General features: G+C 61.0%; 15 protein-coding genes. 7 read left to right on the top strand and 8 right to left on the bottom strand.

Features of this window, described 5'->3' with window-relative positions; all coding sequences use genetic code 11:
* Positions 1 to 82 precede the first annotated feature (82 nt).
* Positions 83 to 1390, bottom strand: a complete 1308-nt coding sequence (locus tag HFK74_RS01280) for a CitMHS family transporter (protein WP_180202040.1) — start codon at positions 1388 to 1390, stop codon at positions 83 to 85.
* 422 nt (positions 1391 to 1812) lie between these two features.
* Between HFK74_RS01280 and HFK74_RS01285 the strand changes: the two genes are divergently transcribed.
* Positions 1813 to 2214: a GFA family protein gene (locus HFK74_RS01285; RefSeq protein ID WP_180202041.1), complete on the top strand. Its 402-nt coding sequence runs from the start codon at positions 1813 to 1815 to the stop codon at positions 2212 to 2214.
* Here HFK74_RS01285 and HFK74_RS01290 read toward each other — a convergent pair whose 3' ends face one another.
* Positions 2215 to 2541 carry a DOPA 4,5-dioxygenase family protein gene (locus tag HFK74_RS01290; protein WP_180202042.1) on the bottom strand — a complete coding sequence of 109 codons (327 nt, stop codon included), beginning with the start codon at positions 2539 to 2541 and terminating at the stop codon, positions 2215 to 2217.
* Between the two features lie 85 nt (positions 2542 to 2626).
* On the opposite strand from HFK74_RS01290, the gene HFK74_RS01295 reads away from it, so the two are divergent.
* Entirely contained in the window at positions 2627 to 3289 is a 663-nt protein-coding gene (locus HFK74_RS01295) for an NAD(P)-dependent oxidoreductase (protein WP_180202043.1), read from the top strand.
* Here the strand turns inward: HFK74_RS01295 and HFK74_RS01300 are convergent.
* Positions 3286 to 4236 carry a LysR family transcriptional regulator gene (locus HFK74_RS01300; protein WP_180202044.1) on the bottom strand — a complete coding sequence of 317 codons (951 nt, stop codon included), beginning with the start codon at positions 4234 to 4236 and terminating at the stop codon, positions 3286 to 3288. The genes HFK74_RS01295 and HFK74_RS01300 overlap by 4 nt on opposite strands.
* A gap of 114 nt (positions 4237 to 4350) precedes the next feature.
* Between HFK74_RS01300 and betC the strand changes: the two genes are divergently transcribed.
* The 3 genes from betC to HFK74_RS01315 all read left to right on the top strand — a co-directional run bounded on the left by betC (position 4351) and on the right by HFK74_RS01315 (position 8512).
* The gene (gene betC / locus HFK74_RS01305; RefSeq protein WP_180202045.1) at positions 4351 to 5865 is read left to right on the top strand and encodes a choline-sulfatase; all 1515 of its coding nucleotides are present in this window, start codon (positions 4351 to 4353) and stop codon (positions 5863 to 5865) included.
* Positions 5866 to 5881: 16 nt separating this feature from the next.
* Positions 5882 to 6802 carry a choline ABC transporter substrate-binding protein gene (gene choX / locus HFK74_RS01310; RefSeq protein ID WP_180202046.1) on the top strand — a complete coding sequence of 307 codons (921 nt, stop codon included), beginning with the start codon at positions 5882 to 5884 and terminating at the stop codon, positions 6800 to 6802.
* 141 nt (positions 6803 to 6943) lie between these two features.
* Positions 6944 to 8512: a SulP family inorganic anion transporter gene (locus tag HFK74_RS01315; RefSeq protein ID WP_180202047.1), complete on the top strand. Its 1569-nt coding sequence runs from the start codon at positions 6944 to 6946 to the stop codon at positions 8510 to 8512.
* A 7-nt stretch (positions 8513 to 8519) separates the two neighbouring features.
* Here the strand turns inward: HFK74_RS01315 and aroE are convergent, their stop codons facing one another.
* Positions 8520 to 9341 (bottom strand): shikimate dehydrogenase, encoded by an 822-nt coding sequence (gene aroE / locus HFK74_RS01320; RefSeq protein ID WP_180202048.1) that lies wholly within the window; start codon positions 9339 to 9341, stop codon positions 8520 to 8522.
* A gap of 13 nt (positions 9342 to 9354) precedes the next feature.
* Entirely contained in the window at positions 9355 to 10269 is a 915-nt protein-coding gene (gene hemF, locus HFK74_RS01325; RefSeq protein WP_180202049.1) for an oxygen-dependent coproporphyrinogen oxidase, read from the bottom strand.
* Between the two features lie 162 nt (positions 10270 to 10431).
* On the opposite strand from hemF, the gene HFK74_RS01330 reads away from it, so the two are divergent.
* The gene (locus HFK74_RS01330; protein WP_180202050.1) at positions 10432 to 11409 is read left to right on the top strand and encodes an NADPH:quinone reductase; all 978 of its coding nucleotides are present in this window, start codon (positions 10432 to 10434) and stop codon (positions 11407 to 11409) included.
* A gap of 95 nt (positions 11410 to 11504) precedes the next feature.
* Here the strand turns inward: HFK74_RS01330 and HFK74_RS01335 are convergent, their stop codons facing one another.
* From HFK74_RS01335 to HFK74_RS01345, 3 genes are all read right to left on the bottom strand, one after another.
* Positions 11505 to 12062, bottom strand: a complete 558-nt coding sequence (locus HFK74_RS01335) for an L-threonylcarbamoyladenylate synthase (RefSeq protein WP_095194510.1) — start codon at positions 12060 to 12062, stop codon at positions 11505 to 11507.
* Positions 12063 to 12116: 54 nt separating this feature from the next.
* Complete coding sequence (gene dprA / locus HFK74_RS01340; RefSeq protein WP_180202051.1) at positions 12117 to 13223, bottom strand: DNA-processing protein DprA; 1107 nt, start codon at positions 13221 to 13223, stop codon at positions 12117 to 12119.
* A gap of 80 nt (positions 13224 to 13303) precedes the next feature.
* Positions 13304 to 14329 (bottom strand): LysM peptidoglycan-binding domain-containing protein, encoded by a 1026-nt coding sequence (locus HFK74_RS01345; protein ID WP_180202052.1) that lies wholly within the window; start codon positions 14327 to 14329, stop codon positions 13304 to 13306.
* Positions 14330 to 14504: 175 nt separating this feature from the next.
* On the opposite strand from HFK74_RS01345, the gene def reads away from it, so the two are divergent.
* Complete coding sequence (gene def, locus HFK74_RS01350) at positions 14505 to 15011, top strand: peptide deformylase (RefSeq protein WP_008064647.1); 507 nt, start codon at positions 14505 to 14507, stop codon at positions 15009 to 15011.
* Positions 15012 to 15038 lie beyond the last annotated feature (27 nt).

Raw genomic sequence — 15038 nt, forward strand, 5'->3', positions numbered from 1 at the left:
TATTCCTTTGAGCGATTGTTAAACCAAAAAGGGCCCCGACTTCAAACCGCGAAGCCTGGACCCGAAATGGTGAGTCTTGGGCTTATAGAGTGCTGAACAGCGGAAAAATCCCCATCAGCAATGCAGCAACCAGTATGCACATGCAAACCAGCACTGCCCACTTCAGGGTGAAGCGCTGGTGATCACCAAAATCGATACCGGCCAGGGCCACCAACAGGTATGTCGATGGTACCAGCGGGCTCAACAAGTGGACGGGCTGACCGACGATCGAGGCACGTGCCATTTCCACCGCGGTTATACCGTAATGGCTGGCGGCTTCGGCAAGTACCGGTAACACGCCGTAATAAAATGCATCATTCGACATGAAGAAGGTGAACGGCATGCTCACCAACGCCGTGATCACTGCCAGGTAGGGGCCGAGGAAATCCGGAATCACCGACAGCAGGCTTTTGGACATGGCATCGACCATGCCGGTGCCCGACAGGATACCGGTGAAGATGCCCGCGGCAAAGATCAGCCCGACCACCGCCAGCACGCTACCGGCGTGGGCCGCGACGCGATCCTTCTGCTGTTGCAGGCACGGGTAGTTGACGATCATCGCGATACTGAAAGCCACCATGAACAGCACCGGCAGCGGCAACAGACCGGCGATCAGGGTGCACATCAGGCCCAGGGTCAGCGCGCCGTTGAACCAGATCAAGTTCGGACGACGGGCATCCGGGAACTGCGAGACGGTAATCTCGCTGTGATCGATCTCATCGCCCACCAAGTGCAGTTCACCCAGGCGTGCACGTTCACGCTTGCCGTAGAAGTAGGCAATGGCGAGGATGGCCAGGACACCGGCCGCCATCGCTGGAATCATCGGTACGAAGATGGCCGACGGGTCGACGTGCAGCGCACTGGCGGCACGGGCGGTCGGGCCACCCCACGGGGTCATGTTCATCACGCCACCGGCGAGGATGATCAAGCCGGCCATGATCCGCGGGCTCATGCCGATGCGGCTGTAGAGCGGCAGCATGGCGGCCACGCAGATCATGTAGGTGGTCGCGCCGTCACCATCGAGGGAAACGACGAGCGCCAGTACGGCGGTACCCACCGACACTTTCAACGGGTCGCCCTTGACCATTTTGAGGATCTTGCGCACGGCCGGGTCGAACAGGCCGGAGTCGATCATCAGGGCGAAGTACAAAATGGCGAACATCAGCATCACACCGGTCGGCGCGAGCTTGGTAATGCCTTCGAGCATCATCGGGCCGATTTTCGGGCCGAAACCGCCGAACAGGGCGAAAACGATCGGGATGATGATCAGGGCGATCAACGCGGACAGGCGCTTGGTCATGATCAGGAACATGAACGTGATGACCATGGCGAAGCCAAGGAAAGTCAGCATGGGAATACTCCAGGCGTAGCGCGGCTAGGGAATGGGCGGATCGGACGGGATCAGCGCAGAACGGGAAGCACGAGGCGTACGGGCGGAGTTGCAGCGAAGCGGCGGATAGAAGAGAACATCAGGGTCACCATTGTTGTTGTTAAATGGGCCGGGCGAGCAATCGAACACTCGCATTAGCCAGCCGGTCTATTGCCGGCAGTGAGGGCGATCCTAATCGGGGAAGCTTTCAGCCAGCTTTCGCCGATGAAAGCATTGACCGGATGTGCAACCGGTCGTCGGACCGGGGCAGGGAGGGAAACCGAGTCGTGTCCTTCGCGAGCAGGCTCGCTCCTACACTGATTTTGTGTACGGCAAAGATCCCCTGTGGGAGCGAGCCTGCTGCTCGCGATGGCGTCAGAGAAAGCGCACCAGGAGGAAACGGTATGGCCAACATCCACACAGGCGGTTGCCACTGCGGGCAACTGCGCTACCAATTCAGCGGGCCATTGCACGATATCGCCCACTGCCATTGCTCAATTTGCCGGCGAGTCAGCGGCGGGATCGTGACCACGTGGATCACGGTGCCAGCGTCATCCTTTCAATGGCTGGCGGGAACACCGGCACGGTACGACTCTTCGCCAACCGGCGCGCGCTATTTCTGCGGTAACTGTGGGGCGCAGCTGGCATTCGTGACCCACCTGAGCCCGGACAGTATCGACTTGACCATCGCTACCCTCGACCATCCCGAGCAGGCCCCGGCCGAACGCCACATCTGGACCGACAGCCGCCTGCCGTGGCTACACCTGGACGAGCACCTGCCGGGCGAAGCCGAAGAAACCATGTGATCAAAAAATAGACAGGTCCAGCGGCCGAATCGCGCCCATCCAGATCGCGTGCTCGCTGTGATCCAGCAGATCGTTGCCGGTGTCCGGGTGCAGGAACACCACCAGCCCCTTGCGGTTGAGTGCCAACCACGGCAGCACATCCCCGATCAGCTCGGGGCCGAATGCCAGTTGGCAGCTCCAGTCCGGGTGCGGGCCGACAGGGCGCTCGTGTACCCGGCCCATTTTCAGCGGGAACAATTGTGCGGCTTGCTCACACAGGGCCCGCGCCTGGTTGATGGTGCTGGCATCGAAATAGACGTGGGCGTGGTAGCCCTTGATCCGTTGCATCTGAATCCCTCTAAAACCGAGTCGAACCCTCACCGTTTCCTGCAGGTCAAATGCAATACAGGAAGGCAAACAACGGAGTTCAGCCATGAAAAATGCCGAAACCCCGGTGGTGAAAGTGGTGCTTTATGGTGCCATGAGTAGCCTGGGCAGTGCGCTGATGGCTGAAATGTTGCGGCGCCAACATGAAGTGATCGCCATTCTCGATGACTTGACGGCGCTGGCGCCACGCCCGGGTTTGCGTACCAAGACCGGCGACCTGTTCGATGCCCAGCGTGTGAAGCAAAGCGTAGCCGGCAGTTCGGTGGTCATCTGTTTGCTGGACGCAACAGGGTTGCCATTCAACAGTGAACACGTGGAAAAAACCATCGTGCCCGGCCCGGTCGAGCAGGTGCTGGCCGTGGATGCCTTGATCGATGGCATGCAGGCGGCGGGCATCGCCCGGTTATTTCTAGTGGGGGATTTCGAAATCCTGGACGATCCGGAGTTCGAGGACGGGTTGCTACGCCATGCCGCCGAAGAAATCCGCGAAGCACTACAAAGCAGCCCCTTGCACTGGACGATGGTGAACGCCCCACGCGGGGTGCCGGGGCTGACCATCGAGCATTTCAGTCACCTGGGCGGCAACCTTGAACCGGATCTGGCCGAACCGCTGGCACGCCTGGCCCGCACGGCGGTGGGGATCGCCGATGAGCTGCGCCTGAACCTGCACATCGGCGAGCATGTCAATTTCATCGCGACCGACAGCTAAACCGCAATGGAGGGCAGCGCCATCCCGTTCAACGATTGCGCGCTACTGGCCTGCTCAGCCATCAACCAATCGACGAACTGCTGAATCAAGGCGCCACGCCGTTTGCGCTGCGGCAAAACCACGTAGTAACCGAGCCTGGAGATCACCGTTTCGGCAATCGGCCGACACAACAAACCTTGTGCCAGCAAGTTATCCACAAGGTGCCGCCAGCCAATGGCCACGCCCTGACCGCCAATGGCGGCCTGGATCAGCAAGGTGTAATTGTCGAAACGCAATTGGCCGGGTGCCGGGGGCGAGGTGATGCCCAGCTCGCGGAAGACCCCGCTCCAGTCAAACCAGTGACTGCTGTTTTCGCCCCGCAGGTGCAGGAGCGGAAACTCCAGCAAAGACCGGGCAGGCAAGGGCAGGGCACGGTCATTCAACAACTGCGGGCTGCACACCGGGAACACTTCCTCGCTGAACAGCCAATGACTCTCGCCCTGCTTGAAGCGGCCATCGCCGAACAGCACTGCCACATCGATATCGCTGCGCAGCATGTTATGGCTGCGTTCACTGGTCACCAGGCTGACGTCGACCTGTGGATTGGCCGCGTGAAAGCGGTGCAACCGAGGCATCAGCCAATAGGCGGCAAAGGCGAAATCGGTGGCGACCTGTAGCACTTCATGCTGTTGTTGCGCGCTGATCGCACTCAATCCTGCCTCGATATTCTGCAAACCGAGCTGAACCTGCTCGAAAAGAATGGCCCCCGCCTCGGTCAGTTCGATGCCGCGATAGATGCGGTCGAACAGTCGAGTCCCCAACTGTTCCTCCAATCGCTTGATCTGCTGGCTGACCGCCGGCTGCGTGGTGCCCAGCTCGTTCGCTGCCGCCGTGAAGCTGCGCTGGCGCGCCGCGGATTCAAAAGCGCGGAGCAAATCCAGGGAAAGGTCACCAAGCGCGTCATACATAAGCTGTGCTTATCCTAGTCATTGTCGGCCATGGGCTTTACCGTAAAGTGTGTGGGTTACATCCTCGATCCCAGCACTCTCGCATAAACATCCACTATGGAATGCCGCGATCACATGAAGCGCAAGAACATTCTTTTCATCATGGCCGATCAAATGGCCGCGCCAATGTTGCCGTTCTACGGTCCTTCGCCCATCAAACTGCCTAATCTGAGCCGCCTCGCCGCCGAAGGCGTGGTGTTCGACAGCGCTTATTGCAACAGTCCGCTGTGCGCGCCTTCGCGTTTTACCCTGGTCAGCGGCCAGTTACCGAGCAAGATCGGTGCTTATGACAACGCGGCGGATTTCCCCGCCGATGTGCCAACTTATGCCCATTACCTGCGGCGCCTCGGGTACCGCACCGCGCTGTCGGGCAAAATGCATTTCTGTGGTCCAGACCAGCTGCATGGCTATGAAGAGCGCCTGACCAGCGACATCTACCCGGCCGACTATGGCTGGGCGGTGAACTGGGACGAACCGGACGTGCGTCCGACCTGGTACCACAACATGTCGTCGGTATTGCAGGCAGGCTCCTGCGTGCGCACCAACCAACTGGATTTCGATGAAGAGGTGGTGTTCAAGGCCCAGCAGTACCTGTTCGACCACATTCGCGAGGATGGTGACCAGCCGTTTTGCCTGACGGTTTCGATGACTCACCCCCACGACCCGTACACCATTCCCAAGGCGTTCTGGGACCTGTACGACGACGCCGACATCCCGTTGCCGGCAACACCGGATCAACGTGAACTCGATCCGCACGCCCAGCGATTGCTCAAGGTCTATGACCTGTGGGACAAGCCCCTGCCTGTGGATAAGATCCGTGACGCGCGCCGCGCGTACTTCGGTGCTTGCAGCTATATCGACAGCAACGTCGGCAAACTCCTGCAAACCCTCGAGGATACCGGGCTGATCGATGACACCATCATCGTCTTCTCCGGCGACCATGGCGACATGCTTGGCGAACGTGGCCTCTGGTACAAAATGCACTGGTATGAAATGGCCGCTCGTGTCCCCCTGTTGATAAGTTCTCCAGGGCAATTCGGCGCCGCCCGGGTCAGCGCATCGGTATCCACCGCCGACCTGTTGCCGACCTTCGTAGAACTGGCCGGCGGCTCTCTTGAACCGGGCTTGCCGCTCGATGGTCGTTCGCTGGTTGCGCACCTGCAAGGGCAGGGCGGTCACGATGAAGTGTTCGGCGAGTACATGGCCGAAGGCACCATCGGTCCCTTGATGATGATTCGCCGTGGCGCTTACAAATTCATCTACAGCGAAGACGACCCTTGCCTACTCTTCGATGTACATAATGACCCGCGGGAGCTGGAAGAACTCAGCCAGTCGCCGCAACATCGCCAGCTGTTCGACGATTTTATCGCCGAAGCGCGGGCCAAATGGGACATTCCGGCGATTCACCAACAGGTACTCGCAAGCCAGCGGCGCCGGCGTTTTGTCGCCGAGGCCCTGACCATCGGCAAGCTGAAGAGCTGGGATCACCAGCCACTGGTGGACGCCAGTCAGCAGTACATGCGCAATCACATCGACCTCGACGATCTGGAGCGCAAAGCACGTTATCCACAACCCTGCCAAAACCAATAATCTCAAGGGGAAGTCCATGCAAAGGTTATCCACAGTACTGACGGTCGGGCTCCTGACCCTTGGCAGTGCATCGGTGTATGCCGATCAGAGTTGCGAGACGGTGAAAATGGCCGACCCGGGCTGGAGCGACATCGCCGCGACCAACGCCATCACCGGGTTTCTGCTGGACGGCATGGGCTACAAGGCCAAGGTCGACACCCTCGCGGTGCCGATCACCTTTGGCGGGCTCAAGGACGGCCAGGTGGATGTATTCCTCGGCAACTGGATGCCGGCGCAGCAGGGTTTCTACGACAAGTTCGTCGCCACCGGCGACGTCACGCAGCTGGCGAAGAACCTCGACGGCACCGAGTTCACCCTCGCCGTTCCGGACTACGTCTGGGATGCGGGTGTGCATAACTTTGCCGACCTGAACAAGTACGCCGACAAGTTCGACCACAAGATCTATGGCATTGGGTCTGGCGCACCGGCAAACATTTCGCTGCAAGAGATCATCAAGAAAAATGATTTCGACATGGGTCAGTGGAAACTGGTCGAATCCAGCGAGCAGGCCATGCTCGCGGAAGTGTCCCGCGCGGTGAAGAAACAGAAGTTCGTGACCTTCCTCGGCTGGACGCCGCACCCGATGAATGTGCAGTTGAAAATGCATTACCTGAAGGGCGGCGAGAAATACTTCGGTGACACCGGCAGCGTCCACACCCTGACCCGCAAAGGTTATGCACAGGCCTGCCCGAACGTCGGCAAGCTACTCACCAACCTGAGCTTCACCCAGGAGATGGAGAACAGCATCATGGCCGAGGTGGTGAACAAGAAAGTCAGCAATACCGATGCGGCCAAGGCGTGGATCAAGGCCAACCCGGCCGTGCTGGACAAGTGGCTCGATGGCGTGAAGACCGTGGATGGCAAGGATGCGTTGCCGGCGGTCAAGGCCAAGCTCTAAACCTGTGGGAGCGAGCCTGCTCGCGAAGGGGCCGTCAGATCCGACATTTATATCGACTGACACTCCGCATTCGCGAGCAGGCTCGCTCCCACAATGTCTGGTGCTGATACCCTTGCGCAAACACCCAACCCGAGAGGACCCATGGCCCTTCCCAGCCGCCATTCACTCTTCCCATTCCTCACATGGTTGCCCCGGCAAAGCCGCGCCAGCGTCGGTCGTGACCTGATCGTCGGCCTCAGTGGCGCGATTCTCGCGTTGCCGCAATCCATCGCCTATGCACTGATTGCCGGCCTTCCCCCGGAATACGGCTTGTATGCGGCGATCATCCCGGTGTTGATCGCTTGTCTGTGGGGTTCGTCGTGGCATTTGATCTGCGGTCCGACGGCGGCCATTTCCATCGTCCTGTACGCCAGCGTCAGCCCCCTGGCCGTTCCGGCGACGCAGGACTACGTCACCGTGATCCTGCTGCTGACTTTCCTTGCCGGGATTTTCCAGTGGCTGCTGGGGTTGCTGCGCTTTGGTGCGCTGGTCAATTTCGTCTCTCATTCAGTGGTGCTTGGCTTCACCCTCGGCGCGGCGGTGGTGATTGCCGTCGGCCAGTTGCCCAACCTGCTGGGGCTGGACCTGCCCAGCCAGGCCACTGCACTGGACAGTTTCATCACGCTGTTCAGGCACCTGGGTGAAGTGGATAAACCCTCGCTCATGCTCGGATTGGCCACCGTCGTGGTCGGCGTGATCCTCAAGCTGTGTTTGCCGCGCTGGCCGACGCTGTTGATTACGCTGGTGTTGGGTGCGCTGCTGGTCTGGCTGTGGCCCTCGATGTTCGGTCACGTAAAACTGGTGAGCGCCTTTATCGGCAAGTTGCCGCCCTTGAGTCCGCTGCCACTGGACCTCGACCTGATCCTGCGCCTGCTGCCCAGTGCCGTGGCGGTCGGTATGCTCGGGCTGGTCACCAGCCTGTCGATCGCCCGTTCGCTGTCGGCACGCTCGCAGCAACTGCTCGACGCCAATCAGGAAGTCCGCGCCCAAGGCTTGTCCAACATCGTCGGAGCGTTTTTCTCCGGATCGCTCTCGGCCGGCTCCTTCACCCGCTCAGGCCTGAGCTACGAAGCGGGGGCGTGTTCGCCATTGGCCGGCGTCTTTTCGGCCTTATGGGTGGCGTTGTTCGCCATCTTCGGCGCCAGCCTGATCGCACACATCCCCATCCCGGCCATGGCCGGCAGCATTTTGCTGATCGCCTGGGGCCTGGTGGACCATCGTGGCATTCGTGCGTTGCTGCGGGTCAGCCGCGCCGAGTTCGTGGTCATGGGCCTGACCTGTATCGCCACGCTGCTGCTGGAGCTGCAGACGGCGATCTATGCCGGGGTGCTGGCGTCGCTGTTCTTTTACCTCAAGCGCACCTCGCAACCGCGCGTGCAGCATTTACGCGACGGCGATGAAGACATTCTGCGGGTCGGCGGCTCGATCTTTTTCGGCGCCAGCCATTACCTGCAGGTTCGCCTGCAACGAATGCACGGTACACGGGTGGTGATCGAGGCGCAGCAGATCAACTTCATCGACTATTCGGGGGTTGAGATGCTGCATCAGGAAGCGCGGCGGTTGCTGCGCCAGGACCGCAGCCTGACCCTGCGCCGGGCACGGCCGCAGGTGGTGGATGAATTGAGGAAGCTGGAAGGGGCAGAGAAATGCCCGATCCGGTTTGAAGACTGAAACCCGGTCAGGCGGCCAATTGCCGGCGCAACTCCGCCAACACCGGCGCCGTATTCGGGCGCACCCCGCGCCACAGGAAGAAGGCTTCCGCCGCCTGCTCGGCCAACATCCCCAGCCCATCCATCGACACCGCCGCGCCGTGCTCGCTGGCCCAACGGCAAAACGAGGTCGGCTCCTTGCCGTACATCATGTCGTAGCAAAGGGTCTTGCCCGGTTCGATCAGGCTGCTGGCAATCGGCGGGACATCACCTGACAGGCTCGCGGACGTGGCATTGATGATCACGTCTACCGACTCTTGCAGCCAGTCATAACCACTGGCCGATACCGGGCCCAGGTCGCAGAACAGTTCCGCCAGTAACTCGGCCTTGTCCACCGTACGGTTGGCAATGACCACTGATGCCGGCTGCTCGGCCAACAAGGGTTCCAGCGCACCGCGCACTGCGCCGCCGGCACCGAGCAGCAGGATGCGCTTGCCCTTGAGGCTGAAGCCGGCATTGACCGTCAGGTCCCGCACCAGGCCCGCACCGTCGGTGTTATCGCCCAGCAAGCTGCCATCGTCCAGTTTGCTCAGGGTATTCACCGCGCCGGCCCGTTGCGCCCGCGCCGTCAGGCTGTCGGCCAGGCGATAAGCGTCTTCCTTGAACGGTACCGTCACATTCGCGCCACGGCCTTCGAGGAAAAACGCCCGGGCACAGCCGGAAAAATCATCGAGCGGCGCCAGCGAAGTGCTGTAGTCGAGTTTCTGCCCGGTCTGCTCGGCGAACAGACGGTGAATCAACGGCGATTTGCTGTGGCCAATCGGGTTACCGAATACGACGTAACGGTCCATCTGGATTCCTCGTTCAGGCCTTGGCCAACCAATCGCGGTCTTGCAGGAAATATTCAGTCAGGCGTGCTTCTTCGCTGCCAGGTTCGGCTTTCCAGTCGTAACCCCAGCGTACTTGCGGCGGCAGCGACATGAGGATCGACTCGGTACGGCCACCCGATTGCAGGCCGAACAGGGTGCCACGGTCGTAGACCAGGTTGAATTCGACGTAACGGCCACGACGGAACTCCTGGAACTCGCGCTGCTTGGCGGTATAAGCGTCGTTTTTGCGGCGCTGCACGATCGGCAGGTACGCCTCGATGTAGGCGTCGCCGATGGCACGCATGAAAGCGAAGCTGGTGTCGAAGTCCCACTCGTTCAGGTCATCGAAAAACAAGCCGCCGATGCCCCGGGGTTCGTGGCGATGCTTGATGTGGAAGTAGCTGTCGCACCAGGCCTTGTAACGCGGGTAGACGTCCGCACCGAACGGCGCACAGGCCTGCTCGGCGACGCGGTGCCAGTGCACGCAATCTTCTTCATTGCCGTAGTACGGCGTCAGGTCGAAGCCGCCGCCAAACCACCAGACCGGCTCTTCACCTTCCTTTTCGGCGATGAAAAACCGCACGTTGGCGTGGGAAGTCGGTACATGCGGGTTGTGTGGGTGGATCACCAGCGACACGCCCAGGGCCTCGAAGCCACGCCCGGCCAGTTCCGGCCGATGGGCGCTGGCCGACGGAGGCAAACCGCTGCCGAAGACGTGGGAAAAGTTGACGCCGCCCTTTTCGATGACCGTGCCATTTTCGACCACGCGCGTGCGTCCGCCACCGCCGGCAGGCCGGGTCCAGGCGTCTTCGACGAAACGCGTGCCGCCGTCTTCGGCCTCCAGGGCAGCACAAATACGGTCTTGCAGATCGAGCAGGTAGGCTTTTACGGCCTCGGTGCGGGTAGTCATGGCATCACCTTGGATCGGGCAAAGCTACGCGGCGCTCCATTGGAGCGGGCTGGCGCAAATGGGCGCGTAGCATACCACCGCCGAAGCGCTCGTCGCAGTTGACGCAGATCACGCTTAGGAGTCCGATAGGGCGCTTGGTAAAACGATCTCAGGAGAGTGCAGATGGCAAAGCGTATCCAGTTCCGTGCCCATGGTGGTCCCGAAGTGCTTGAGTATGTGGATTACCAGCCCGCCGAACCCGGCCCGCAGCAGGTCCGCGTGACCAACAAGGCCATCGGCCTGAACTTCATCGACACCTATTACCGCAGCGGCCTCTATCCGCCACCGTCCCTGCCATCGGGTGTCGGTTCGGAAGGCGCGGGCGTGGTCGAGGCGGTTGGCAGCGCAGTGACCCGGTTCAAGGTCGGCGATCGCGTGGCGTACGGCAGTGGACCGTTGGGTGCCTACAGCGAGGTTCACGTCTTGCCCGAGGCCAACCTGGTGCACCTTCCGGACGCCATCAGTTTCGAGCAGGCCGCCGGGGTGATGCTCAAGGGCCTGACCGTGCAGTACCTGCTGCGCCAGACCTATGAACTCAAGGGTGGCGAAACCATCCTGTTCCACGCCGCTGCCGGTGGTGTCGGATCCCTGGCCTGCCAATGGGCCAAGGCCTTGGGCGTAAAGTTGATCGGCACCGTGAGTTCGGCGCAGAAAGCCGAGCTGGCCAAGGCCAATGGCGCCTGGGCGACCATCGACTACAGCCATGAAAACGTCGCACAGCGCGTACTGGAATTGACAGACGGCAAAAAAGTCCCGGTGGTGTACGACGGCGTCGGCAAGGACACCTGGCTGACTTCGCTCGACAGCGCGGCGCCCCGTGGGCTGGTCGTGAGCTTCGGCAATGCATCCGGGGCCGTGGACGGGGTGAACCTGGGGATTCTGGCCGGGAAAGGCTCGCTGTACGTCACCCGGCCGACGCTGGCGACCTACGCCAACAACGCCGAGAACCTGCAGCGCATGGCCGATGAGTTGTTCGAGATGATCATCAGCGGCAAGCTGACCGTGGACATCAGCCAGCGTTATCCACTGGCGGATGCCGCGAAGGCGCAGACCGAGTTGTCGGCGCGGCGTACCACGGGCTCGGTTGTTTTGTTGCCTTGAGGACGCCTTCGCTGGCAAGCCAGCTCCTACAGGGTTCTGTGTTCGACACAAAACCTGTAGGAGCTGGCTTGCCAGCGAAGAACGATGACGCGGTATCAGTCCGGGCGCACAACATGCCCGGTCGCCAAATCCCGGATAACACTCGGGTTCTTGCGCCCACCCAGGTTCCCGCCCAACACCAGATCAACCTGACCCCGGAAATACTGCTCCACGCGAATCCGCGTGCGCGCCGCCGGCCGGCCCTGGGGGTTGGCGGAGGTCGACACCAGCGGCCCGACCAGTGCGCACAAATCCCGCACCTGCGGGTGATCGCTGACCCGCAACGCCACCGTTTCATGCACACCGGTAATCCACTGCGGCAACATGTTCTGATGCGGCACCAGCCAGGTGTTCGGCCCCGGCCAGGTACTGGCCATGCGGTCCATCCAGAGCTCGGGGAAGTCTTCGAAGAGGAAGTCGAACTGGCGGATGTTGTCGGCGACCAGGATCAGGCCCTTGTCCACGGACCGCCCCTTGATCAGCAGCAAACGATCCACCGCCTCTTCATCCCAGGGGTCGCAACCCAGACCCCAGACTGCTTCGGTTGGGTAGGCAATCACCGCCCCTGCGCGAACTGCTCGTGCGGCTTGCTGCACACGCCAACTGTTGACCATGAAAAACTCTCCAGAATAAGGCTCTGCGCAGTTTACCGTTCTTCATTGTAAAACCTAGCTTACCCGTGCAAACCAGCGCCCGTTTTCGCAGACAGCGCGGCCGTCCATTTCCAGCTCCGTCAACGTCGCCAGGACTTTGGGCAAGGTCCAACCGCTGGCATCGGCCAGCGCTTCACTGGTTTGAGGGCTGGCATGGAGCAGCTTCAGTAGCGGATGACTCGTTGCAGCCGCGGGTGTTTCTGTGGAAAACGGTAGCTGCTGCCAGCCGCGCAACGCTTCGAGGATATGCTCGATGGTTTCCACCAATACGGCGCCGTCGCGGATCAACTGATGGCAACCGCGAGCGCCAGGATGATGAATCGACCCTGGAATCGCATACACCTCGCGCCCCTGTTCCGCCGCCAGCCTGGCTGTGATCAACGAACCGCTGGCAACGCTGGCTTCGACCACCAGCACGCCCAGGGACAAACCGCTGATGATCCGGTTGCGTCGGGGAAAGTTGGCGGCGCTGGGAGCGGCGTCCAGCGGAAACTCCGAGAGCACCGCGCTGCCCGATGCGATCATGGCATCCGCCAGCCGCCGATTGCGCTGTGGATAAAAATTTTCAAGCCCCGTGCCAAGTACCCCCACCGTTCGCCCGCCGACATCCAGTGCCGCCTGATGCGCGGCGGCATCGATTCCCAGGGCCAGACCGCTGGTGATGACGAACCCGGCACCCGCCAGGCTGCGGGAAAACGCGGCGGCGGTGTCCATGCCTGGCCGTGAAGCACGACGGCTGCCGACCATCGCCAGCTGCGGTTTTTCCAGGATTTGCGGGTCGCCCGCCACGAACAGCAACGGCGGCGCGTCGCTGATTTGCGCCAGCAGCGCCGGGTAGTCGGGCTGGTCCCACATCAGCAAATGCTGGCCCTGGCGCTCTATCCAGGCCAATGCATGGCTGGCGCCGTCACGAATTTCAGGGGCGCGCCGGGCTTCGCAACAGACCTGCGGTAAGCCCAACGCTCGCCACGCACTGGCCGGTGCGCTGATGGCCTTGGACGCCGATCCGAAGGCTTCCAGCAATTTCCTGAAACGCGCCGGGCCAAGTTCCGGCAGACGATGCAGACGCAGACGCGCTTCCAGTTCCGCAGGGGAAACCGATGTAACAGGTGGTATCGACATGGATCATCCTTGATCGTTATGAGCACCCATCGAAACGGGAATAAGCTGTGGATAACTCTGTTGGTAACTTGTTAAGTGAGCTAAGGATTCTGCACCTTGTCCAGCACGGCCAAAGAACGTGAGGCATTCAACACCAGCCCATAGCTGAGCTTGTCGTAGGTGCGAAAAACCATCAGCAGGCCGGCGCGCTCATCCGGAATTTTCAATGGCTGGCCGGTGATCCGGTCGCGCACGGTTTCGCCGGTTTTCATGACCACCAGGACATTCCCTTCGGCCAGGCCGTCGCGTTGCCCCTTGTTCAAGGTGACCACGTCAAGCGCACCGATCTGCGTGACCCCACGCGGTACATCGATGATCAGGCCGTTGACCTGGGTGACGGGCGCGCTGGGCATGAAGGTCGAATTGATCGAGCGCTCCTCGCCGCTGAACAGGCGGTCGCCGAGGCGCACCTCCTGGGTCGTGCGTTGCAGCGCCAGGGTCGCGACGTCGTCTTCGGTGGCGACGATCTCGCCTGCGCCAATGTCATCGGCGTTGATGCCCAGGAACTCCTGGGTCTGCGGATCGGTGTAGACCTTGCCCTGGCGGAAGATGCCGTACACCGGCTGGGCCGGGTCGAAGTGGCCGCGGGCGAAGATGCGGTCACCTGTGCCGCTGAGTACGCGCTCGGCATCACCGGCAACGATATAAGGCGCCTTGTCGAACTCCTCGGCCTTGTCGACGATGCGGTTGCTCAGCAAAAAGCTGTTGATCGACTTCAGCGGGATGCTCGGGATGGCGTCGGCCACCGGACTGCTGCGCACTCGGGGCGAAAGCTTGATGGTGCCGCGTGAGGCGCCGCGATTGAGGGTCAGGCGCGGCTGGCCGTTGACGTAGACCAGCGATAGCGTGTCGCCGGGGTAGATGAGATTCGGATTTTCAACCTGTGAATTGGCCTGCCAGAGTTGGGGCCACTGCCACGGGTCACGCAGGTATTTTCCCGATATGTCCCAGAGTGTGTCGCCCGTTGCCACGGTGTACTGCTGTGGAAAACCCTCCCGAAGCTGCACTTGCCCGTGCGCAAAACCTGCCGAGGCCAGAAGCAGCAAGGCGAGTAGTGATTTCCTCATGCGATGAATCCCTTTATTATGTGCATTCGCGTGAAACGCCAGAGCCCTCGGTGGCTCGCTCCCGGCTTGCTTATGAAAAGAAGGGAGCTACGTTTTACAACGGTAGCCTGCATCTTCTCCGGAGCGGCCAGGCCATCGACCCGACTTTACTTCACACGTGCAGTAATCAGAGCTTATGGCCATTTTAAACATCCTCGAATTCCCTGACCCTCGCCTGCGTACGATCGCCAAGACAGTGACCGTAGTGGACGACGAAGTGCGTCAGCTGGTCGATGATATGTTTGAAACAATGTATGAAGCGCCAGGCATCGGCCTCGCCGCGACCCAGGTCAACGTGCACAAACGTATCGTCGTGATGGACCTCTCCGAAGACCGCACCGAACCGCGGGTGTTCATCAACCCCGAGTTCGAGCCCCTGACCGACGAGATGGAGCAATACCAGGAAGGCTGCCTCTCGGTGCCGGGTTTCTACGAAAACGTCGATCGCCCGCAGAAGGTCAAGGTCAAGGCCCTGGACCGCGATGGCCAGCCTTACGAACTGATCGCCGAAGGCCTGCTCGCCGTTTGCATCCAGCACGAATGCGACCACCTCAACGGCAAATTGTTCGTCGACTACCTGTCCACGCTCAAACGCGACCGTATCAAGAAGAAACTGGAAAAACTTCACCGCCAGAACGCTTGATGCCCCTCTTCAAAGGCTTGCTGCGGC

Source organism: Pseudomonas sp. SbOxS1, from assembly GCF_013416725.1.
Taxonomy (GTDB): domain Bacteria; phylum Pseudomonadota; class Gammaproteobacteria; order Pseudomonadales; family Pseudomonadaceae; genus Aquipseudomonas.